Consider the following 22284-nt stretch of genomic DNA (forward strand, 5'->3'; position numbering starts at 1 on the left):
GCGGGCCGCACGCATGATAAATCCGACAAAAATTATCAATTTTCCAGAGAATCCGACAAAAACAATCAGATTATACAATACAAACTCGCCCGATCCTGCGTTATGTGCCGCCGATACTGACCGGGCTGCCTGGGCTCAAACCGGGTGAGTCGGGTCAGACGCGCCGGGGTCTCGAATCCGCGAAATCCGCGCTCCCGCCATCTGCCAGGCAGCACGCCAGCATGTCAGTCACGTCAGAAGAATGGAAATACGCCATGGGGTCCTCCTCGAAAACACATCGTCCGTCACCTCGCCGCGCCGCCGGGACGGGCGCGGCCCTGCTTGGCTGCACCGCACTGGTGGCAATCCCGTCGGCCGCCCTGGCGCAGGACAGCGACGGATCCGAACCCTACCGGCTGGGCACAATCTTCGTCGACGCCATGGCCGAGGCGGATGACGATGCCAATTCCACCATCGCCAAAGAGCTTTGGACCGGCGGCAAGGTCGCCACCAGCGTGCTGGACACGCCCGCCACCGTCTCGGTCGTGACGCAGAAAGAGATCGCGCAGCGCAACGCCGACAAGGTCGAGGACGTGCTGGAATACACACCCGGCGTCATCACTGATTACTACGGCACCGACGACCGCAACGATTACTACCTCGTGCGCGGATTCCAGGCCTCGACCTATCGCGACGGCCTGACCCTGGGGTCCATGCGCGGCGTCCGGGAAGAGCCCTACGCCTTCGAACGGGTCGAAATCATCAAGGGCGGAAACTCCACCCTTTTCGGCACCTCCGATCCGGGCGGGACGCTCAATTTCGTCACCAAGACACCCAAATTCGAACGCTTCGGCGAAATCTACGGCTCCTACGGCACCAACAATCACGCCGAGCTTGGCTTCGACTTCGGCGATGTGAACGAGGACGAAACCCTGTCCTACCGTTTCGTGGGCAAGGTCCAGGACGCCGAGTTGGACTATGCCACGTCCCGCGATGACGAGCAGTTCTTCCTCGGCTCCGTGGCATGGGCCCCGTCGGAGTTCACCAAGCTGACCTTCACCGCCGATTACCTGAGGCGCGACTCCACGCCCAACAGCGGCGGCTATCCCATCGACCGGAAATACGACCGCGACCAGTTTTTCGGCGAGCCGGGCTTCAACACTCACGATGTCGAGCGTCTGACCGTTTCCGCCGGTGTCCAGCACGAGTTCGAAAACGGCCTCAGGCTGAACGCGAACCTGCGCTACAGCGACCTGACCGACGATTTCGCCTACGTGTACCTGTCCGATAACGCGGCCCGGGTCGGCACCGTGGTCGACCGCTTCTATTTCGGCACCGACAGCACCGCCGAGGAACTGATCGGCAACGTCATCCTGCAATACGACACCAGCTTCGGAAACGTCGACAGCAGCACCCTCGCCGGCTTCGAGTTCCGCAACGCCTCGACGACCAGTTCCTCGATCTACGGCGCGCACACGCCGATCGACGTCGCCAACCCGGTCTATACCGGTGCGCCGACAGGCTTTGCGCCCTACGCGGTGCAGGCCAACGACTTCACCACCCAGTCGGTCTTCCTGCAACAGAACCTGTCCTTCTCCGAGAGGTTCATCGCAACCGCCGGCGTGCGGCACGACTGGCTGGACATCACCAGCACCGACCTGCTTGCAGGCACGACCCAACAGGCCGATTTCTCCGAGACGTCCTATCGCGGCGCGCTGACCTACAAGATCACCGACGAGGTCTCGACCTATGCCAGCTACGTACAATCCGTCGCACCGCCCAGCATCGGCACCGAACCCGAGCGCGGCGAACAATACGAGGTCGGGCTCAAGTATCAGCCCCAGTCCATCAACGCCCTCTTCACCGCCTCGCTCTACGATCTGACCAAGGACAACGTGGTCGTGCCCGTGGTGCTGCCCAGCGGCGCGATCGAGCGTCAGACGATCGGCGAATCCCGCGTGCGCGGCCTCGAACTCGAGGCGCGCGCCGAACTTGGGCAGGGCCTCAGCGTCTTCGCCGGCTACAGCTACCAGGACTCCGAATTCGTGCGGGGCAACGTGCGCGGCACCACGGTCGACGGAAACCGCTTCGCCTCGGTGCCGGAACATCTTGCCTCGCTCTGGCTGACCTACGAGCTGCCGAACCAGGGCGCTCTGGGGGACATGACCGTGGGCGTCGGGGCCCGGTATGTCGGATCGTACTACTACAACGCCTTCAACAATAACGGCAAAAGCCAGGATCAGGTCTATGTCGATGCCTCGTTCAGCTACGATGTCACCGACAGCACGCAACTCAGCCTGAACATCAGCAACATCTTCGACAAGCAATACGTCGTCGGGCGCGGCACGTCGGACTATTACAACGACGGGCGCACCTTCACGGCGGCGCTGCGCCACAGCTGGTGAGCGTCAGCGTCCTGCCAGTGACGTCATCCGCGCGCCCGCTGATCCCGCCGCCAGCTTGCCGGGGTCTGTCCGACAAGCTGCCGGAACGCCCGGGTAAGATGCGCCTGGTCGGAAAAGCCCAGCCGATCGGCAATGTCGGCCACGCTCAGATCGCTCTCGAGCAAGAGGCCGCGCGCCTGCTCGACCCGCTTGCCAAGCTGCCACTGGTGCGGCGACATGCCCGTCGTGTTCTTGAAGACAAGCGAGAACCAGCTTTCCGACAGGTTCACCGCCCGCGCCATCTGCGCGATGCTCAGCCTTCGGCCTTCCGCCTCCGTAAGCCGCCGCGTGACCTTGCGCATCTGCGCAGCAGTCAGGCGGGCATTCCCGGTGTCGGCCTCGGGCCGGTCCACGTCCAGCAGTCCCGAAATCAGGCAATTGGCCAGGGTCTCGGCGAAATGCGCGTGCCGCGTCGGCGCACAGATCTCCTGAACCAGCAATCGCGCCAGCGGTTCAAGATCAGACACGTCGTTTCGCTCGACCGGCGTTTCCAGAACGCGCGCCGCCACCGACCGGGACACAGGGCCACTCAGAAACTGGACGGCCCACGACTGGTCCATGTGAATATCCACATGGGCAAACCTCAGCGGTTTCGAGAACGAGGTCCGCAACTCCATGCCCGCGGGCACGAAAATCGCGCGGGCCAGCTTGCAGGTTCCGGCCCCCGTGGTGGCCGAGATCGAACTCATGTCATCGAAAAAGAAGCTCAGGCGCGGGTTGGCGGATACATACTCTCCCGTCGCGCCCCGATCCCCCGACGCCTCCCAATGGGCGACCAACGCGTTCTCGAACTGCCGCCACTGCACGGGGCGGACGGAATGCAGCTTTTCGGTGTGACCGGTGAAGTCGTGATTATAGCCCATTGCAACCAGGCTCCGAATGCGAATGTCAGGATTTGGCTATCCGCTGCGCGCCAGCGATGTGCGGCACGAGTCAGATTGGCTTGGCTTGGCATTATGACGCCCAAGCGCGCCGGTCACAAGTCGCGCTGTCCGGCCTGGCATACCGGCGGTGGTGTCACCGCTCCGGCTGGCGACATTCGTTTCCCCTGCACGTAAAAGACAGGAACACGCGCCGCACCGGTCAGGCGCGGCCCCGTCCATTAGGAACTCCCATGCTGCGCCAGTTCTTCGAATATTACCGCCCGCATATGCGCCTCTTCTGGCTGGATTTCGGCTGCGCCGTCATCTCGGGCCTGCTGGAGCTGGCCTTTCCGCTCGCGGTTGCGGGGTTCATCGACCACCTTCTGCCGCGCGGGGAGTGGGCGCTGACCGTCTGGGCCGCCGTGGGACTGGTCGCGGTCTATCTCGTCAACGCCGGCCTCATGGCCGTGGTGATCTACTGGGGTCACAAGCTGGGCATCAACATCGAGACCGAGATGCGCGCCCGCGCCTTCGACCACCTGACCCGGCTGAACTGGGGCTGGTTCGACAAGGCCGAAACCGGCAAGCTGGTGGCCCGCGTCACCCGCGACCTCGAAGAAATCGGCGAGGTCGCGCATCACGGCCCCGAAGACCTGTTCATCGCCATCATGACCTTCACCGGGGCTTTCGCCCTGATGCTGTGGCTGCACGTCCCGCTGGCTCTGATGACGGCGGTGATCGTGCCGGTGATGGTCGTGCTGCTGGCGGTCTATGGCGGGCGCATGACCCGGGCCTGGCAGGCGATCTACGGCCGCGTGGGCCAGTTCAACGTGCGGCTCGAGGAAACGCTGGGCGGCATCCGCGTGGTGCAGGCCTTCACCAACGAGGCGCATGAACGCGCGCTCTTCGCCCGGGCCAATCGCGGCTACCGCAAGACCAAGCTCGAGGCCTACCGCATCATGGCGGCGCTGACGACGCTGCATTACATGGGCCTGCGCTCGGTGCAGGTGATCGTGATGGTCGCGGGCGCGGGTTATGTCTTTTCCGGTTCGCTTTCGACCGGCAGCTTCGTGGCTTTCCTGCTGCTGGTGGGCGTGTTCTTCCGCCCGCTGGAAAAGATCGCCGCGGTGGTCGAGACCTATCCGCGCGGCATCGCCGGTTTCCAGAGGTTCCAGGCCCTTCTTGCCGAGCGGGCCGAGATTGCCGACGCGCCCCACGCCCGCCCCGCGCCGGACCTCACCGGCCGGATCGAGTTCGACGACGTCAGCTTCGCCTACGACGGCGCGCGCGGCGTGCTGCATGGTGTGTCGCTCGTTGTCGAGCCGGGCCAGACGGTGGCACTGGTGGGCCCGTCCGGCGCCGGCAAAAGCACGTTGATGGCATTGCTGCCCCGGTTCTACGCGCCGACATCGGGCGACGTCCGGATCGACGGGATATCCGTGGCCGACATGACCCTCGACAGCATCCGGCAGCAGGTGGGCCTGGTGTCGCAGGACGTTTTCCTGTTCGGCGGCACCCTGCGCGAAAACATCGCCTACGGGCGGCTCGACGCGACCGAAGACGATATCCTCAAGGCGGTCGAAAACGCGCAACTGTCCGAGATGGTGGCGGACATGCCCGAGGGCCTCGACACGATGGTCGGCGAACGTGGCGTGATGCTGTCAGGCGGCCAGAAACAGCGCGTCGCCATCGCCCGCGTCTTCCTGCGCGACCCGCCGATCCTTCTGCTGGACGAGGCGACATCGGCGCTGGACCGGGGCACCGAACGCAAGGTCCAGGCGGCGCTGGACACCTTGTCGAAGGGCCGCACCACATTGGTCATCGCGCATCGGCTGCAAACCATCCGTCACGCACACCGGATCGTCGTCCTGGACGAAGGCCGCGTGGTCGAGGCCGGCACGCACGAGGAACTGGTCGACCGCCAGGCGAATTATTTCGCAATGATGCACTGACCGGCCAGGGTCGGTCTTCGGAAACGCGCCTCTGCCCGCCATGACTGGCGTGGCGCGCAGAGGCTCCATCTTCGCACGGAGACGGGCAAAGTCATAAGACAGGCGGTTCGCGATAAACCTGCATCACAGCATACCTGCGAAACGCCTCAAGTCTGTCGATTACGTGCTGACGTAGACACTCATCGGCTTGTTTCAGAGTGTCTTCGATTGGCGGCCCGATCAACCCGATCCGCCAATCAAAGAATGTGCCCCGCAAGCACCATCACGCACGCTTGACCAACCGGCCATCCTTGATGATGGTCGAAATGTTCTCACCCTGCCCGTCGAGCAGGGAAAGATCGTCGAGCGGGTTGCCCTCAACCATGATCAGATCGGCATGGGCACCCGCCGAAATCGTTCCGACCTGCCCTTCCATTCGCAAGACCTTGGCCGCATCCAGTGTGGCCGAGCGGATTACGTCATGGGCCGGCAGAAAGCGTCCGCGCAGCGGGAATTCGCCCGACTGGTAGTGCTGCATCCCGCCCAGCAGGTCAGAGCCATAGCCCATGGTCACGCCTTCCTCGTGCAGCACGCTGAGCGCCTCAAGCCCCGCGTCGCGCACATCGGCCACCTTGGCGACGGATTCCGGCGGAAGCCCGAAATCGGCGCCGCGCGTGCCGAGCAGTTCGTAGGTGATATTCGTGGGCACCACGACGGCGCCTTTCTCGACCACGCGCTTGGCGGTCTCGCGCTTGATCAGGTTGGCGTGTTCAATGGAATAGAACCCCGCCTCCAGCGCGCGGCTGATTGCCTCGTCGGTATAAAGATGGCCCGCCACATAGGTTTCGGCGTTTCCGGCCTCTTCCACCGCGGCCTCAAGTTCGGCCACCGAAAAGCCCAGGAAACCGATTGGATCGGTGGGCGAGGACACGCCGCCATTGGCCATCAGTTTGATGAACTTCGCGCCTCCCTTGATCTCTTCACGACAGGCGCGGCGCAGCTCGTCCACGCCATCGACGATCCGGCCCATAGAGCCGATCTGATCGCGGTAGAAATCCACATTGCGCGGGTTATAGGGACCCCGGTAATCGGTATGCCCGCCAGTCTGGGACAAAGCCTTGCCACAGATCACGAGGCGCGGCGCGACCAGCAGCTGCTCCTCGATTGCCTCGACAATACCGATATCCGCGCCCCCCAGATCGCGCACGGTGGTAAAGCCGCGCATGATCATGTTCTTCATCAGCCCCATCGCGCGATAGGCCAGAAGAGAGTTCGGCAGCGCCGCGTTGGCGCCAAGGTCTGCGGTGGTGGCGATGACATGCACGTGGCAGTCGATTAGGCCCGGCAGCACGTACTGGCCGCTCGCGTCGATCTCATCGTCGCAGGACGCAGACACGGTCTCCGCCACCTCCTTGAACACGCCGTCTTCGATGACGATGTCCACCGGGTCGGCGGGACGGTCCTGCGAGCCGTCGACGATACGGGCGTTGCGGATGATCTGCATACTCATGGGATGTCCTTCTTACTTTTTTACAGGGCGTTTCTTACGAATTCTGGCGGCCGACCCGGTCGAGATAGGCGATGACCTCGTCCGAGCTGGTCTGATCGACATAGCGACGCGAGATATCGCGAAGGTTGTCGAGATGGGGCTGCTCCTCATGGTCCCCGACGCAATCCTCGGGAACGATGGTGCGAAAACCGTATTGAAAGCTGTCGATGCTTGACGCACGGATGCAACCGCTCGTGGTGCATCCGGTGACAATCACCGTATCGACACGCTGACGGATGAAGAACGGCACGACGGGTGTCTGGAAAAAGATCGACGGGCCGGTCTTGCAGACCTTCACGTCATAACCCGGATCGTAGATCGCCGGATCAAGTTCCGAGCCGGGATGCTCGTGCCGGAATTGTTCTCGGACCGCCGAGATTTTCCAGTAAGGCATGTCGCCCTCGTCCTTGTAGGCGGTATAGCAGCTTGCAATCGGCACGTTGTTGCGCCGCGCCACCTCAAGCAGGCGCGCGGTGTTTTCCAGCCCCCGCATGATCAGCGGCGCACCGCCCAGCGGATAGCGATCCTCGGTAAAGGCTTTCTGATAGTCCACCACCACGATGCCCGGACGCTGGCCATAGCCAACCGGCAACTCGCCATAGGACCGTTTTGCGTAATCGGCGTCGGAAAAGGATGTCATGTCGGAACCTTCGGTTAAGTCAGTTGTAGACAAGCGACGGAAGCCATAGCGACATCGCCGGGATAAGGATGATGAGCAGCAGCGCGACGAAATCCATCAGGATGAACCAGCTGACGCCGCGAAACACTTCGGGCAGCGTCACCAGGTTCCCCAGGGCGCCCTTGATGACATAGACGTTCAACCCGATCGGAGGTGTCACAAGACCCACCTCCAGAAGCTTGATCACGATGATCCCGAACCAGATCGCGTCGATCCCCGCCGTATCCACCAGCGGCAGGATAAGTGGCAGCGTCAGCAACAGCAGGCCGATCGAGTCGATCAGCATTCCCAAAAGCAGGTAGATCAACGCCACGGCGAAAAGGATCCACCACTGGCTGTCGCTCACCGACAGGATCATCTCGGAAAATGCCGTGGGCAGCCGGGACATGGCGAGAAACTTGGTAAATAGCACCGAGCCGATCAGGATCAGGAAGATTGACGCGGTGCTTTGCAACGTGTTGACGGCCGCGGTCTTGAACCCGTCCCAGTCGATCGAGCGCCGCGCCAGCGCGATGCAGAGCGCAAAGAACGCGCCCAATGCGCCGGCCTCGGTGGGCGAGAAAAAGCCGGTGAAGATACCGCCAAGCACCAGCAAGATAAGCGTCGGCAGCGGCCAGATTTCCTTCAATGCCGCAATCTTGTCCGCGCGCGTCGCCTCGACCTTCACCTCGCCGGCCAGCGCCGGGTTGGCCTTGACCCGCACCATGATCATCATCGCGTAAAGCAGCGCCGAAACCAGGCCGGGAATAAAGCCGGCCATGAAAAGCTGCCCCACCGACACCTGCGCATAAACGCCATAAAGAATAAGCAGGACGCTGGGTGGAATGAGAGATCCCAGCGTGCCCGACGCCGCGATGGTTCCCGTCGCCAGCCCCTTGTCATAGCCGTTCTTCAGCATCTCGGGCACGGCGATGCGCGACATCGCCGCTGCGGTCGCCACGCTGGACCCGGACGCGGCAGCGAAAAAGGTACAGGCCCCCACGCTGGAAATCGCAAGCCCGCCCGGCAGCCGGGCCAGAAACAGCCTCAGCGCGCCGAAAAGCCCGCTGGTCAGCTTTCCCTCGGTCGCAAGATACCCCATGAACAGGAACATCGGCGCAGCGGTCAGTTCCCACTGGCCGATGAAATCGAACGGGGTCGCCGACACCACGCCCCAGGCAATGCGCATGTTCGTCAGCTCGGCGATCCCGACAATGGACACCAGCCCCAGTACGACGCCAATCGGGAAACGCAGCGCGATCAGCAGCAGCGTGATACCGACGGCGATCACTCCGATGGTCGTATTGTCCACGTCAAAGGGCCTTTCTATGGCGGAAGGATTTCAACAGGTTGCACGCCGAGGCGAGCAGCAGGCCGAAGAACCCGATCGGCAGGGCCCAGCGGCTGGGCCAGATGTAGAAGATGAAATTCGACATGATCGTTTCCTTGCGCTGCATGGAGTTCCACGCATCGAGCAAGCTCTGCCGGAACATCATGGCGAAAAAGACGATGCACATGACGCAGCTCAGCAGGTAAAGAACGAACTGCATCCGGGCGGGCATCATCTGCACGAAAAGATCGACGCGGATATGTTCGTGCTTCAGCTCGACAAAGCCCATCGGCAGCATCACAAGCAGGATCATGTAGTAATAGGACACGATTTCGAGCGTCCCGATCAGCGTCACCCAGCCGGTCGCGCGGGCCACCACCTCGGCGGTGACATGCAGCATCATCAGCAACAGCGCGATGGCGGCCAACAAGACGAACCCCCGGTTCAGCCCGAGAATTGCGCGATCAAGCAGCGTCTCGTTCGGATCGTTGCGCGGATCGGCAGGGGCGTTCATGGCGCACCTTTTCCGGCCGCGACACCGCGCGACAGTTTCAACAGCTCTTTCCAATAGTCGATGGTCTCGCGAAAGAGATCCGGCTCATCCCGCCAGATCGTTTGCGTGGCCATGCCGCGCGCCAGGCACAGGATCGCGGTGATCTCGACCTTCTGACGCCGTTGAATTGCCGGGTCGAGAGAGCGTCCGGCGATCTTTTCCCAGATACGCAGATAGGCGTCGTTGAATTCCTGCGCGACGGGGACAAGCGCCGCCTTGATCTTCGGGTCGGTCCGCGCGGCGTTCACGAATTCCATCGACACCATGTAAAGATCACCCGAGAACCGCTCCCAGACGAAATCGATGAACTGGTCGATGGTCAGGCTTTCCTCGACCACCGAGCGCGCCTTGCGCTCCGCCTCTTGCGCCTCACGCAAAAGCAGCGAGCGCAGCGCATCCGCCATCAGCAATTCCTTGGTCGGGAAATGATGCAACAGCGCCCCGCGCGACACACTGGCCCGTTGTGCCACCTCTGTCGTCGAAGTGTTCATAAGGCCCTTGTCCTTGATGCACGACAGCGTTGCCTCAAGCAGGCTCGATGTCGTTTCCAATGTGCGTTGCGCCTGCGTACGCCGCTTGTGCTCCGGCATGATCGTCGTCCTCTCCAAAGGTGACGGGGGCCCGGGTCATCCGCGCCCCCTTACGATCATCCTTACTGCACGCCGTAGGTCGATGCGTCGACCTTCTCGTAGATTTCCTGCATCACCAGCTCGGTCAGAGCATCCTCGTCGGTACGATCCACATCCGCCAGAAGCTTCTCCCACTTCTCGTGCGTGGCGATGAAGTCGTCGATGACCTCCTTGCCGTTGCTCAGCCCATAGGTCTCTTCAGCGGTCCTGTACGCCGTCTCGACCGAATTCGCGCGGTATTCCTCGGCAGAGGCCAAAAGATCCTCGCCCGGCTCATAGACATTGTTGCCCTTCTCCTTCGCAAGAGCGAGCTTTTCCTTGGCGCTGCCCACGTATTCTATGATCATGCGTGACATGGCCCGGGCCGTCGCCTGCATCAGAATCTCACGCTGCTCCGTCGTCAGGCCCGACCAGAACTCGGGGTTGTAGCCCCACTGAGGCCCGGTCCAGTACATGCCCGTCGACAGCATCGTGGTGTGCTCGGACACTTCCCACAGCGAACGGTCAATCAGATCGTTGGCGGCGTTCGACGCGCAATCCAACGTGCCACGCTCAAGGCCGGTATACATTTCGGACGACGGCACGTTGACGGGGATACCGCCCGCTTTTTCGACCCACTGCGACACGCTGGATCCGGCGGTGCGGATGCGCTTGCCTTTGAATTCTTCCAGCGTGCGCACCGGCTCGCGGCAGAACAGAACGTAGGGCGGCGTCGCGTAAGACCCAAGATAGACCACGCCCTTGTCCGCCCATTCGGCAAGCTGCGTCTCATTGTTCATGCTGAAATCGGTCGAGGCGAAGATCATCACCAGCGGGTCGGAGTAGTTGAAGCCAAGCTCCTGCACGGTGTTGGCCACCGGCATTTCGGATGGCGTGTAGACCGCGGCGTGATGCGCCACCTGCACGACATTGTCGCGGATTCCCTGAAGGTTGGCGCGGGGCGCCAGCAGAACGGTACCGGTGTATACATCCGGCTTGAGCTCGCCGCCCGACATCTCCTCGACCATCTCGGCCCATTCAATATAGCCGTATTTGGAATGCGGATGCTCGGCCGCATAAAAGGAATTGGCGGTGAACGTGGTCTCCGCCATGGCGCTTCCGGTCATAAGCGCGGCGGCCGCGACGCCGGTAAGGAATCTCTTGAACATGTGTATCTCCCAGGTTGGTCGTTGGTTTTTGTCGATTCTTATGCAACTCAGGCTGACAACCACGCAACAAACAGTCAAGTCTGTTTGTTTTATTTCCCGATCACGCCCGGCACCGTTTACAACCGATGGCTTAAAACACCTCTTCCCGAACGCAATTGACGTGAAATTCGGCAACGCTCGAATTGTCGGGCATGTCCAGGATCAGCGCGACCGCGTTGGCAATGGCGTCCGGGTCGCTCATCTGGTCATGCGGAAGCTGCGAGATCGCGTGCGCCATCTCGGTGTTGACCAGCCCCGGACAGATCGCCGTGGCGCGAATGCCTTTGTCCCATCCGGCCTGCCGCAACGCATGGGCCAGCGCGACAACAGCGAATTTCGACACCGAATACAGTCCCGAACCCGCCGACTTTACCCGCTTTCCCGACAGCGAGGCCAGGATCGCGATCCGCCCGCGCTCGCTGCGCTCAAGCTCGGTCCACGCCGCCTTGGCCATCCGGCGCGGCGCCTTGAGGTTCACTGCCATCAGTGTGTCGATCTCTTCATCCGTGGCCTCGATGATGGTGCCGGGTGTCATGATCCCCGCAGAGGGCACGATCGCGTCGATCTGCCCAAAAACCGCCACCGCCTCGGCCACCCACGCCTCTTCCGAACAGGCCTCGGCATCGTATCTGAACAGATGACAGCGCGCGTCGGTGTCCCAGTCGGGCCGCGTGGGGGTGCGCATTCCAAGCGACAAGTTCCATCCATCGGCATCGAGACGGCGCGCTATGGCCGCGCCGATCCCCCTGTTCGCTCCGGAAATAAGTGCGGTTCTTTTCGTCATATTGATCCTCCTTGCTCGGCCCACGACTCTCCATAGAGTGTCCGGTATCAACGTCCAAGCGACCTATCGGTGTGATCGCGTACACTGGCACCGTCGCGCCCGGGCCATTGCGGTCATTCATGACTGTTACCGCCCAGAGCCGCTTTCAAACGATTGTGCTGCAAAGACGGGCCCGCAGCCAGGACTGTGCCTGGTATTGCAAAGCGGTACATGGTGACGGATATCTTCAACAAAACCGGCACAAGTCTGACGATGCACCGTCTCCCGAACGCCAATGAAGCTCGTGCCGAGCCTGGCGTCTCAGTCCGCGCAGGCGCTCTGATCGATCAGCGCGCCGGGGTTCATGATATTTTTGGGGTCGATTGCCTGCTTGATCTGGCGCAGCACGGTCATCTTGCTGGGACTTGCGTGTTCTTGCAGGTCTTTCCGTTTCAGGCGGCCGATCCCGTGCTCGGCACTGATCGACCCGCCCAGCGCCAGCGTCGCTTCGTTGATCGCCCCCCGCACGCCGTTGGCAATACCCGGGTGGGCCTGCAGGAAATCGGCCTTTGGGATGCCTTTCGGCGGAAAGACGTTGTGGTGAATGTTCCCGTCGCCGATGTGACCATAGCTGTTCGTCCGCAAGCCCTCGTGCACGCCGGCGATCGCCGCATGTGTTCCCGACACGAAGGCGTCGATCTGGCCGATCGGCACCGCCGTGTCGCTGCTGCAGAACGCGCCCGTCTTGCGGTTGGCGTCGGGCGTATGCTCGCGCAGCGACCAAAGCGCACTGCGCTGCGCCTCGGATTCGGCCATCACGACGTCGATGATGAAACCCTTCTCGATACACTCCGCCAGCGCCGCCTCGGTCTCATCCCGCACGCCCGGGTTCCCCGCGGCATCGATCAGCAGATACCAGGGGTGGTCGCCGGCGAAGGGGTTTCTCAGCGTCGGGAAATGTTCGCAGACAAGGCCCACGCCGAAGCCGCTCATCAATTCCATCCCGTTCATGCGGTTGCCGATGGCCGTGCGCAGGGCCCGCAGCACCCGCAAGGCATCCGCCGGCGACGTGATGGCGCAAAAGGCCGTCACGGCCTCGGGGTCCAGCGGCTTCAGCGTCAGGCTGGCGGCGGTGATGATGCCAAGGGTGCCTTCGCTGCCGATCAGCAGGTGCCGCAGGTCATAACCGGTATTGTTCTTGCGCAGGGGGCTCAACTCTTCCAGCACGTCGCCCGACGGCAGCACCGCCTCGATCCCCACGCAGAGGTCGCGGGCATTGCCGTGGCGCAGCACCTGGATGCCGCCCGCGTTCGTGGCCAGGTTTCCGCCGATGGTGCAACTGCCCTTCGAGGCCATGCTGAGCGGGAACATCAGGTCGTGCCGCTCGGCCTCGGCGTGGATGTTCTCCAGTACGCAGCCGGCCTCCGCCACCATCACGAAATCGTCCGGCGACACGCTGCGCACCCGGTTCATCCGCTCCAGCGACAGGATGATGGCCGCGTCGCTGTCCAGCGACAGCTGCCCGGCCACCACGCCGGTGCCCCCGCCATAGGGGATGATCGCGATGCCGGCGCTGTTGCACAGCCGCACGATCTGCGACACCTGTTCGGTGGTCTCTGGCAGGACGACGACGCAGTCCTTGCCGGTGAAGCTGCCGCGCGGGTCTTCGTAATATCGCGCGGCATCCGGGCCCGACTTGCAGGCGGCCTCCCCGACAATCGCCCTGATATCATTCAAAGTTCTGTCTTCCGCGGTCTTGAATGCCACCAACTGCCCGATGCTCCTGTCGTCCGATCCTCGTTCGAACTCATTCTGTGGCAAACGTGCCCTTTAGCAAGGCAAGATAATTTACGATTACCTAAGCCATCTCTTTAGAAACCGTCCGCCCGCCATGGGCCTCGACCGTCCGGGTCAGCTCGTCCAGAAAGCGCTCCACCAGCCGGTATTTCGAACAATCCGCCCGGCTCAGAACACCCAGCGTCCGCGACGGCGCCGTGGGCCCCAGCGACAGCTTGCGCAGGCTGCCGAAGATCGGGTCGGGCACGCAGAAATCCGGCCCGATCGACACGCCCAGATCATGCGCCACCATGCTCGCGATCGTGTCGAGCGAGCTCATCTCCATCATGTCGCGCACCTTCAGCTTGCGCCGCGCCAGCCAGTCCTCGGCCATCGCCCCGATGGCCGACAGCGCGCTGTGCCGAATGAAGGGCCTGCCGGACAGAATGCTCTCAGGGTCGGTTTCGGTCACTTCCTGCGAGGTGAGCAGCACCAGCTTCTCCACCGCGAACGGCGTCCATGTCATCGTGGCCGGCGTCCGGTTCGGCGCGCTGACCAGCGCGGCATCAACCGTCCCGGTCTCGACCATCTCCTGCAAGGTCGGGCTCAACCCCGGCACCAGCCGGATGCGCAGGTCGGGATACTGCCCGATCAGTCCTTTCATCGCCTTGGGCACAAGCCCGCGCAGCGTCGACGGCACCGCCCCCAGAACGATATCCCCGATCAGACGCGGATCGCCGGTCAGGTCGTCGAGAATCGTCTCATAGGCGGCGACGACCTCCTTGGCCTTGGGCACCATGGCGCGGCCCAACTGATTGAGGCGCGGCGACTTCTGCGACCGGTCGAAGAGCGCCACGCCCAGCGTCTCTTCCAGCCGCTTCATCTGCTGGCCGACTGCCGCATGGGTGACGCAGACGCGGTCGGCGGCGGCGTTGAAACTGCCTTCCTCGGCGACGGCGATAAGGGTCTTGAACAACGTGATCGACATGACAGGCCGCTTTCACAACAGGACCAAAGGCACAATTTACTAAAGCAGACATTTACAAATGAGAAAAGATTGTTGGTTTGTTAAAGCGTCCCTTATCGCTCAAGATCATGAAACATGATCGCATCGAGGGGGAGGCCTGCGCGTGAGCATCGACGCAAAGATCGTCGCGGATCTGGTCAAGAACGACGTCAAACTGGTCACGACGGTCCCGTGCAAACAGCTTGCCGGCGTCATTGCCGAAATCGACCGATGCGCGGACATCCACCACATCCCCGCGAACAAGGAGGACGAAGGCATCGGCATCTGCGCCGGCGCCTTCATGGGCGGCAAGCGCTCCGCGATCATCATGCAGAACACCGCACTTGGCGTGACGGTCAACACGCTGGTGACGCTGACGCAATTCTACCGGATGCCCCTGCCCATGCTGATCTCCTACCGCGGAGAACTGGGCGAACCCGTGGCCTGTCAGGTGGAAATGGCCGTGCACACCAAGGCACTGCTGAATCAGCTTCACATCCCGACCTATCACTTCCATCATGAGTCCGACGCCGAAGAACTGGACCGGATCCTGGAATATACCTTCATGTGCAACAAACCGGTCGCGATCCTGACGGATGCCACCTTCTGGAAAGGGTACTGACATGATCCGATCCGACGTCCTGCGCTCGCTGGTCCCGCTGATCTCGGACCATTTCGTCGTCTGCAACATCGGCCTGCCCAGCCAGGAATTACACATGCTGGATGACCAGCCGACCAATTTCTACATGCTGGGCACGATGGGCCTTGCGTCGTCCATCGGCTTGGGCGTGGCGCTGGCGCAGTCGAAAAAGGTGATCTCGATCGACGGCGACGGCTCGGTCCTGACCAATTTCGGCACTTTGCCCACTATCGCCAACAACGTGGCCGACAATTTCATCCTGCTGATCATCGACAATGGCAGCTATGGCTCCACCGGCGATCAACCAACCTATGCCGGCATGAAGACGTCGCTCGCCAAGGTGGCCGAGGCCTGCGGCTGCGAAAACGTCATCGAATGTCAGGCCGAAGACTGCGCAGCCGTCATGAAAGACGCGCTGGACAGTGACAAGATGACCGTGATCGTGTGCAAATGCGAAAGCGGGAACATCCCCGTTTCGGTCATCAAGACCGATCCGGTCGTGATCCGCGACCGGTTCATGACCGCGTTGAAGGAGGCCAACGCATAATCAAGACGGCGAGAACGCCGATAGTCAGCAACTCTGGGAGGAACACATGCTGAAAAGAACATTTCTGAAGATAGGCGCGGCCCTGGCCGTGACCGCATCGCTGGCAACCGGCGCCGCGGCGGCGGAACTCAACGGGCCGGTCAACTATATCATCCCGTTCGGCCCCGGGGGCGAATCCGACATTTCCGCGCGCTTCCAGCAACCGTTCTTCAAGGACAAGTTCGGCCAGGACATGGTGATCTCGTACCAGCCCGGCGGCGGCGGCGCGGTCGGATGGGCCACGCTCAACGGGCTGACGGGTGACGGCCAGACGATCATGGGCGTCAACCTGCCCCACATCATCATCAAGCCGGCGCAAAAGGATGTGGGCTTTACCACCGAGGACCTGAACGTCTTTCACATGTTCCACTTCACGCCGGATGCGATCATCGTGCGCGCCGACAGCCCCTACCAGACGCTCGAAGACCTGGTCGAGGACGCCAAGGCGAACCCCGCCCAGGTCACCATGTCGGGCTCGGGCAAGGCCACGGCCAACCACCTGGCGCATATCAAGTTCGACAAGATGGCCGATATCCAGACCACCTATGTGCCCTTCAAAGGCACCGGGGCCGCCGTGACCGCGCTTCTGGGCAACCAGGTCAAGGCGGAATGGGGCTATTCCACCGTCGCCGCGACCCAGGGCGAAGAGGTGCGGATGCTGGCCGTCGCGATGGAGGAACGCCACCCGCTTTTCCCCGATGTCCCGACCTTCAAGGAACTGGGCTATGACATGGTGGGCGGCGCCTATCGCGGGATCGCCCTGCCGAATTCGGCCAGCGACGAGGTCACGCAGATGTGGTCCGACATGATCGCCGAGATCAACAACGACCCCGAGTTCCGTCAGCAGATGCTGGATAACGGCTTTGCGATGCTGGATGTCGAGGCGGACGGCATGGACGATTTCATGGCCGCGCGCAGCGAGGAATATCTCAGCGACGCGCGCGAAGCGGGCCTGATCGAATAAGCTGACCCGGCGCAAAGGCCCGACACATGGAATTCGGTCACTTCCTGTCCGCCCTGACACCGTTCAACCTGGGTTTAGCGTTGTTCGGTGTCGTGGCGGGCACGGTCGTCGGCTCGATCCCGGGCCTGACCGCAACGATGGCGCTGGCCGTGCTGGTGCCGATCACGTTCAGCATGGATCCCGCCTCGGCGCTGATCCTGTTGGGCGCGATCTATACCGGGGCGATCTATGGCGGGGCCTACGCGGCGATCCTGCTGAACACGCCCGGCACGCCCTCGGCCATCGCCACCACCTTTGACGGCTACCCGATGGCGAAACGCGGCGATGGCGACCTTGCGGTTGCCCTTGCCTGCTTCGCCTCGGTCGTCGGCGGGCTGGTGGGGGCGTTTTCGCTTTTGCTGCTGGCGCCGCCCCTGTCGAAGGTGGCGCTCGCGTTCGGGCCGATCGAGTATTTCTGGCTGTCGATCTTCGGCCTTTCGCTCATCGCGTCGCTGTCCACCGGCAACCTGATGAAGGGGCTGGCGGGCGGCGCCTTCGGGATGCTGCTGTCAACTGTCGGCGTGGCCGAGGTGTCGGCCGATATCCGGCTCACTTTCGGCAGCCAGATGCTGATCGGCGGCTTCGGCGTCATCGGCGCGCTGATCGGCCTCTATTGCATCCCGGTGCTGATTGACCTTGTCGCGACGCCCGACCGGCACCTCAAGGTGGAAGAGGACGTGCGCTCGGTGCGCATCGGCGAGGCCTTCCGCATCGCCGCGCGGTCCAAGATCAACCTGATCCGGTCCTCGGTCATCGGCACCCTGATCGGTATCCTGCCCGGCGCGGGCGGCTCGGTGGCCGGGCTCGTCGCCTATTCCGAGGCCAAGCGCACCGGCAAGCCACACCAGAAATTCGGCGAGGGCGAGCCCGACGGCATCCTCGCCACGGAATCCGCCAACAACGCCACCGTGGGCGGTGGCTTCATCCCAACGCTGGTGCTGGGCATTCCCGGCACGCCGCCCGACGCCATCGTGCTGGGGGCGCTGCTGGTGCAGGGCGTGCGCACCGGCCCCACGATGTTCAGCCAAAGCGGCTCGATCGTCTTTACCTTCATCTACGGCCTGCTGATCGCCACGGTGCTGATGCTGCCCGCGGGCCTGTTGATCGGGCGCTACGCTTACAAGTCGATCGTCAACATCCCCAAGGCCGTCCTCGTGCCGACGGTGGGGTTCATGACCATCATCGGCACCTTCTCGATCCGCAACAGCGTGACGGATGTGATCCTGATGCTGGGCCTCGGGGTCTTCGGCTGGGTCGTGGGGCGCTTCGGCTTCGCCGCCTCGCCCATCGTGCTCGGCCTGATCCTCGGCCCCATCGCCGAACAGGGCTTCGTGCAAGGCTGGACCATCGGTTCGGCCACGGGCAACCTCTTTGGCATGTTCTTCGGGCGGCCTATCTCGCAGGGGATCATCGCGTTCACGCTGATCACCCTCATCCTGCCGCTCTACACCGCACGCCGCCGCCGCAAGAAAGCAGGGGAACAGACCTGATGCCAGACCAGCAACGCCAACCCGACGGCCACATCGGATCGCTGGTGATCTCCGCGCTCTTCGTGCTCATGGGGATCATCGCGCTCTACGACACCACCGGCTATTCCGACCGTGACAGCCAGGTGTTCCCCCGCACCGTCGCGATCCTGATGATCGTGACAGCCGGCCTGTCGCTGATCACGCGCTTCCTGCATCCCAGCGACAGCGGCGGGTTCGGCACCGGCACCTGGTGGCGCCGGGTCCTGCTGATCGTGGCCATGTTCGCGGGATGCCTTGCCATCCCGCATATCGGCTTTCTGGCCAGCGGCGCCATCGCCTTCGCGGGCGGGCTCATCGCGGCGATGCATGACAGGTGGACGCCGATCACCGCGCTGCTCTATGCCGGCAGCGGCGCGGCGGTCATGATCGCGTTCTTCGCGCTGTTCCGCTACGTCCTGCACGTGCCTCTGCCGTGACATCGGGCACCTGACAGAAACCGGCGCGACACCACCCCCGAACAAGGAACACGCCCATGAAAATCGTCGACATTCGGGAAGTGACCAAGCCCATCGCGTCGCCCATCCGCAACGCCTATATCGACTTCAGCAAGATGACGGCCAGCCTGGTGGCCGTCGTGACGGACGTGGTCCGGGACGGCCGCCGCGTGGTCGGCTACGGTTTCAATTCCAATGGCCGCTACGGGCAGGGCGGGCTCATCCGCGAACGTTTCCGCGACCGCATCCTCGACGCCGACCCCGCATCGCTCCTGAACGATGACGGCAGCAACCTGGACGCGCACAAGATCTGGGCCGCCATGATGCAGAACGAAAAACCCGGCGGCCACGGCGAACGTTCGGTCGCGGTCGGCACCATCGACATGGCCGTCTGGGACGCCATCGCCAAGATCGAGGAAAAGCCCCTGTTCCGCCTGCTGGCCGACCGCAAGGGGCGCGAGGCGGACCCGCGCGTCTTCGTCTACGCCGCCGGTGGCTATTACTATCCGGGCAAGGACGACACCGCTCTGTGCAATGAGATGCGCAGCTACGTCAACCGGGGCTACACCGTCGTGAAGATGAAGATCGGCGGCGCGTCCATCGACGAAGACCAGCGCCGGATCGAAGCGGTCCTGACAGAAATCGGAACCGAGGCGCAACTGGCCGTCGATGCCAACGGACGCTTCGACCTCGAGACCGCGATCGCCTATGCCAAGATGCTGCGGCAATACCCGCTCTTCTGGTTCGAGGAAATCGGGGATCCGCTGGACTATCAGCTTCAGGCCGCGATGGCCGAATTCTACCCCGGTTCCATGGCGACCGGCGAAAACCTTTTTTCGCATCAGGACGCGCGCAACCTGATCCGCCATGGCGGGATGCGCCCCGACCGGGACTGGCTGCAATTCGACTGCGCGCTGTCTTACGGGCTTGTCGAATACCTGCGCACGCTCGATGTCCTCGACCAACTCGGCTGGTCCCCGACCCGCTGCATCCCGCATGGCGGCCACCAGATGTCCCTGAACATCGCGGCGGGGTTGGGGCTCGGTGGCAACGAAAGCTACCCCGATCTTTTCCAGCCCTACGGTGGCTTCCCCGATGGCGTGCAGGTTGAAGAGGGGCACATCCTCATGCCCGACCTGCCCGGCATCGGGTTCGAGGGCAAATCAGACCTCATTGACGTGATGCGCGCGCTGGCAGACTGAACAGCGCTGGCGTCACCCGCCCGTCATCGCGACAGAGGCGGAGAAATCCGGCTTACGGCATCACCCAGCACCCCGGTAAAAATTAGCCTACCTAAGCATGAATCGCATCGGAATTTCGCATGATTCTCCGTGCTCTCCGCAGATGGGCCATGATGATGAATTTTTGAGCATAAAAAATTTTTAATTATTCCTAACACCTTAATGTCCATATCTCTCGGCTTTATGTAATTTCCGCACACAAAGGTTGTATCGTCGTCCTTTGGGCACGATAACCGAAGACACTTCAAGGATCGGGCAAAACTTCCACAAGCGAAGTTTCCCGATCGAGCGGCGAGGCACAAACCTGCCCGACCGCTCGGGATCACAGGGATCTTCCCACGCAACGACGTGCGGACTGAACAACGACAACCTCGACGGCACCGCCTCCGTATTCCATTCAAGGAATCCGGGAGCCCGGTTTCGGCCACGTGCGCGCTGCCGTCACCAGACAACGGAGAAAGACATGACCAGCGATGTCGCCGGCAACGCCGAACTGACAATGACCAAGCAGACCTACAGCAAGGATCCGCTGGCAGACCGCGAGACGGGACATTATCGCAAGGAGTATGTCACCAGCTTCGTTGACAAGTGGGACGAGCTGATCGACTGGGACGGTCGCGCGCAAAGCGAGGGGCAGTTCTTCATCGACATCCTGAAGGCGCGCGGCAAGGAGCGCGTGCTGGACGTGGCCTGCGGAACCGGCTTTCACTCGGTGCGCCTGACAGAGGCGGGCTTTGACGTGACCGCCGCCGACGGCAACGCCGCCATGGTCGCCAAGGCGTTCGAAAACGGTCAAAGCCGCGGCCTGATCCTCAAGACGGCGCAAGCGGACTGGCGCTGGCTGAACCGCGACATTCACGGCAAGTACGACGCGATCATCTGCCTGGGCAACTCCTTCACCCACCTGCACGAGGAACAGGACCGCCGCCGCGCCCTGGCCGAGTTCTACGCCGCGCTCAAGCATGACGGCGTGCTGATCCTCGACCAGCGGAACTATGACGCGATGCTCGACCGCGGGTTTTCCAGCAAGCACAAATATTACTACTGCGGCGATGACGTCAGCGCCGAGCCCGAGCATATCGACGAAGGCCTGTGCCGGATGCGCTATGACTTCGCCGATGGGGCATCCTATACGCTCAACCTCTGCCCGATCCGCAAGGATTACATGCGCCGCCTGTTCCGCGAAGCCGGGTTCGAGCGTGTGCGCACCTATGGCGACTTTCAGGACACCTATGCCGAGGAGGAGCCCGACTTTTTCATCCACGTCGCCGAGAAATCGGCCGAACACGTGGCCCGCTGGGGCGGCAACGGTGCCGATGGGCAGGTGGACATCCGCGATGTCGCGGAAACCTACTATGACAGCGACGACGCCGATACGTTCTACTCGACCATCTGGGGGGGCGAGGATCTGCATATCGGGCGTTACGCGACCACCAAAAACATCCGCGACGCCAGCGACCTGACGATCGAAAGCATGATCGACGCGCTGCCCGACCTGGACACCGGATCGCGGGTGCTGGACCTTGGCGCGGGCTATGGCGGGGCGATGCGCACCGTCGTTAAGAAGACCGGCTGTCAGGCTGTCTGCCTGAACATTTCCGAGACCCAGAACGAGTACAATCTGGGCAAGGTGCGGGCTGCACGGCTGGCCGACAAGATCAGCATCCGCCACGGCGTGTTCGAGGACGTGCCCGAGGCCGACGAGAGTGTCGACGTCGTCTGGAGCCAGGATGCCTTCCTGCATTCCGACCAGCGCGACCAGGTCCTGGCCGAGGCGTTCCGCGTCCTGAAACCGGGCGGACACCTGATCTTCACCGACCCGATGCAGGCCGATGACGTGCCCGAGGGCGTGCTGCAACCCGTCTACGACCGGCTGCAACTCAACAGCCTGGGCTCGCCGGGGTTCTACCGCCAGACGGCCCACGCGCTCGGCTTCGAGACGGTACAGCAGGAAGATGCGGTCGCCGACCTGCGGGCGCACTATGCCCGGGTCCGCGAAGAGCTTCTGGCGCATTACGACGAGCTTCGCGAAAAGGGCTGCTCGGCCGAGTATCTCGACAAGATGGCGGTTGGATTGCAGAACTGGGTCAAGGCCGCCGATGACGGCCACCTTGCCTGGGGCATCCAGCATTTCCGCAAGCCCGTAAAACACTGAAACCCGCGACGGGGGCGCCGCGATGCGC

The 22284-nt window shown here is 62.7% G+C and carries 19 protein-coding genes; 9 read left to right on the forward strand and 10 right to left on the reverse strand.

From position 1 onward, the window contains the following. Positions 1-254: 254 nt before the first annotated feature. Positions 255-2384 carry a TonB-dependent siderophore receptor gene (locus XM53_RS15450; RefSeq protein ID WP_057794897.1) on the forward strand — a complete coding sequence of 710 codons (2130 nt, stop codon included), beginning with the start codon at positions 255-257 and terminating at the stop codon, positions 2382-2384. Between the two features lie 23 nt (positions 2385-2407). Here the strand turns inward: XM53_RS15450 and XM53_RS15455 are convergent, their stop codons facing one another. Then, the gene (locus XM53_RS15455; protein ID WP_057794899.1) at positions 2408-3286 is read right to left on the reverse strand and encodes a helix-turn-helix domain-containing protein; all 879 of its coding nucleotides are present in this window, start codon (positions 3284-3286) and stop codon (positions 2408-2410) included. Positions 3287-3537: 251 nt separating this feature from the next. Here XM53_RS15455 and XM53_RS15460 point away from each other — a divergent pair, with 251 nt between their 5' ends. Continuing rightward, entirely contained in the window at positions 3538-5238 is a 1701-nt protein-coding gene (locus tag XM53_RS15460; RefSeq protein WP_057794901.1) for an ABC transporter ATP-binding protein, read from the forward strand. A gap of 262 nt (positions 5239-5500) precedes the next feature. On the opposite strand, the gene XM53_RS15465 is transcribed toward XM53_RS15460, so the two are convergent. The 9 genes from XM53_RS15465 to XM53_RS15505 form a co-directional block, all read right to left on the reverse strand. Next, positions 5501-6727 (reverse strand): metal-dependent hydrolase family protein, encoded by a 1227-nt coding sequence (locus tag XM53_RS15465; protein ID WP_057794903.1) that lies wholly within the window; start codon positions 6725-6727, stop codon positions 5501-5503. A 34-nt stretch (positions 6728-6761) separates the two neighbouring features. After that, the gene (locus XM53_RS15470) at positions 6762-7406 is read right to left on the reverse strand and encodes an isochorismatase family protein (protein WP_057794905.1); all 645 of its coding nucleotides are present in this window, start codon (positions 7404-7406) and stop codon (positions 6762-6764) included. Positions 7407-7425: 19 nt separating this feature from the next. Continuing rightward, positions 7426-8736 (reverse strand): TRAP transporter large permease, encoded by a 1311-nt coding sequence (locus tag XM53_RS15475; RefSeq protein WP_057794907.1) that lies wholly within the window; start codon positions 8734-8736, stop codon positions 7426-7428. 1 nt (position 8737) lies between these two features. After that, positions 8738-9268 (reverse strand): TRAP transporter small permease, encoded by a 531-nt coding sequence (locus XM53_RS15480; protein WP_057794911.1) that lies wholly within the window; start codon positions 9266-9268, stop codon positions 8738-8740. Then, the gene (locus XM53_RS15485) at positions 9265-9897 is read right to left on the reverse strand and encodes a TetR/AcrR family transcriptional regulator (RefSeq protein ID WP_057794916.1); all 633 of its coding nucleotides are present in this window, start codon (positions 9895-9897) and stop codon (positions 9265-9267) included. The genes XM53_RS15480 and XM53_RS15485 overlap by 4 nt, the downstream gene beginning before the upstream one ends. A gap of 62 nt (positions 9898-9959) precedes the next feature. Then, entirely contained in the window at positions 9960-11084 is a 1125-nt protein-coding gene (locus XM53_RS15490) for a C4-dicarboxylate TRAP transporter substrate-binding protein (protein ID WP_057794918.1), read from the reverse strand. A gap of 130 nt (positions 11085-11214) precedes the next feature. Next, positions 11215-11907 (reverse strand): SDR family NAD(P)-dependent oxidoreductase, encoded by a 693-nt coding sequence (locus XM53_RS15495; RefSeq protein ID WP_057794920.1) that lies wholly within the window; start codon positions 11905-11907, stop codon positions 11215-11217. Positions 11908-12207: 300 nt separating this feature from the next. After that, entirely contained in the window at positions 12208-13623 is a 1416-nt protein-coding gene (locus XM53_RS15500) for an FAD-binding oxidoreductase (protein ID WP_236544524.1), read from the reverse strand. A gap of 121 nt (positions 13624-13744) precedes the next feature. Further along, positions 13745-14650, reverse strand: a complete 906-nt coding sequence (locus tag XM53_RS15505; RefSeq protein WP_057794923.1) for a LysR family transcriptional regulator — start codon at positions 14648-14650, stop codon at positions 13745-13747. Between the two features lie 142 nt (positions 14651-14792). On the opposite strand from XM53_RS15505, the gene comD reads away from it, so the two are divergent. The 7 genes from comD (at position 14793) to XM53_RS15540 (ending at position 22256) form a co-directional block, all read left to right on the forward strand. Continuing rightward, complete coding sequence (gene comD, locus XM53_RS15510) at positions 14793-15290, forward strand: sulfopyruvate decarboxylase subunit alpha (protein ID WP_057794925.1); 498 nt, start codon at positions 14793-14795, stop codon at positions 15288-15290. A gap of 1 nt (position 15291) precedes the next feature. Further along, entirely contained in the window at positions 15292-15855 is a 564-nt protein-coding gene (gene comE / locus XM53_RS15515; RefSeq protein ID WP_057794927.1) for a sulfopyruvate decarboxylase subunit beta, read from the forward strand. Positions 15856-15901: 46 nt separating this feature from the next. Next, positions 15902-16858 (forward strand): tripartite tricarboxylate transporter substrate binding protein, encoded by a 957-nt coding sequence (locus XM53_RS15520; protein WP_057794929.1) that lies wholly within the window; start codon positions 15902-15904, stop codon positions 16856-16858. A gap of 26 nt (positions 16859-16884) precedes the next feature. Then, positions 16885-18387, forward strand: a complete 1503-nt coding sequence (locus XM53_RS15525; protein WP_057794931.1) for a tripartite tricarboxylate transporter permease — start codon at positions 16885-16887, stop codon at positions 18385-18387. After that, positions 18387-18842 (forward strand): tripartite tricarboxylate transporter TctB family protein, encoded by a 456-nt coding sequence (locus tag XM53_RS15530; RefSeq protein ID WP_057794933.1) that lies wholly within the window; start codon positions 18387-18389, stop codon positions 18840-18842. Before XM53_RS15525 ends, XM53_RS15530 begins: the two co-directional genes overlap by 1 nt. Before the next feature lie 56 nt (positions 18843-18898). Further along, the gene (locus XM53_RS15535; RefSeq protein WP_057794935.1) at positions 18899-20062 is read left to right on the forward strand and encodes a mandelate racemase/muconate lactonizing enzyme family protein; all 1164 of its coding nucleotides are present in this window, start codon (positions 18899-18901) and stop codon (positions 20060-20062) included. A 502-nt stretch (positions 20063-20564) separates the two neighbouring features. Beyond that, on the forward strand, positions 20565-22256 hold the full coding sequence (locus XM53_RS15540; protein ID WP_057794937.1) for a glycine/sarcosine N-methyltransferase: 1692 nt from the start codon (positions 20565-20567) through the stop codon (positions 22254-22256). The last annotated feature ends 28 nt before the right edge of the window (positions 22257-22284 follow it).

It is taken from the genome of Roseovarius atlanticus (assembly GCF_001441615.1).
Taxonomy (GTDB): Bacteria; Pseudomonadota; Alphaproteobacteria; order Rhodobacterales; family Rhodobacteraceae; genus Roseovarius; species Roseovarius atlanticus.

Coding starts and splice junctions, on each gene's coding strand:
- XM53_RS15450 (WP_057794897.1), top strand. CDS start 255: ATGGGGTCCTCCTCGAAAACACATCGTCCGTCACCTCGCCGCGCCGCC.
- XM53_RS15455 (WP_057794899.1), bottom strand. CDS start 3,286: ATGGGCTATAATCACGACTTCACCGGTCACACCGAAAAGCTGCATTCC.
- XM53_RS15460 (WP_057794901.1), top strand. CDS start 3,538: ATGCTGCGCCAGTTCTTCGAATATTACCGCCCGCATATGCGCCTCTTC.
- XM53_RS15465 (WP_057794903.1), bottom strand. CDS start 6,727: ATGAGTATGCAGATCATCCGCAACGCCCGTATCGTCGACGGCTCGCAG.
- XM53_RS15470 (WP_057794905.1), bottom strand. CDS start 7,406: ATGACATCCTTTTCCGACGCCGATTACGCAAAACGGTCCTATGGCGAG.
- XM53_RS15480 (WP_057794911.1), bottom strand. CDS start 9,268: ATGAACGCCCCTGCCGATCCGCGCAACGATCCGAACGAGACGCTGCTT.
- XM53_RS15485 (WP_057794916.1), bottom strand. CDS start 9,897: ATGCCGGAGCACAAGCGGCGTACGCAGGCGCAACGCACATTGGAAACG.
- XM53_RS15490 (WP_057794918.1), bottom strand. CDS start 11,084: ATGTTCAAGAGATTCCTTACCGGCGTCGCGGCCGCCGCGCTTATGACC.
- XM53_RS15495 (WP_057794920.1), bottom strand. CDS start 11,907: ATGACGAAAAGAACCGCACTTATTTCCGGAGCGAACAGGGGGATCGGC.
- XM53_RS15505 (WP_057794923.1), bottom strand. CDS start 14,650: ATGTCGATCACGTTGTTCAAGACCCTTATCGCCGTCGCCGAGGAAGGC.
- comE (WP_057794927.1), top strand. CDS start 15,292: ATGATCCGATCCGACGTCCTGCGCTCGCTGGTCCCGCTGATCTCGGAC.
- XM53_RS15520 (WP_057794929.1), top strand. CDS start 15,902: ATGCTGAAAAGAACATTTCTGAAGATAGGCGCGGCCCTGGCCGTGACC.
- XM53_RS15525 (WP_057794931.1), top strand. CDS start 16,885: ATGGAATTCGGTCACTTCCTGTCCGCCCTGACACCGTTCAACCTGGGT.
- XM53_RS15530 (WP_057794933.1), top strand. CDS start 18,387: ATGCCAGACCAGCAACGCCAACCCGACGGCCACATCGGATCGCTGGTG.
- XM53_RS15535 (WP_057794935.1), top strand. CDS start 18,899: ATGAAAATCGTCGACATTCGGGAAGTGACCAAGCCCATCGCGTCGCCC.
- XM53_RS15540 (WP_057794937.1), top strand. CDS start 20,565: ATGACCAGCGATGTCGCCGGCAACGCCGAACTGACAATGACCAAGCAG.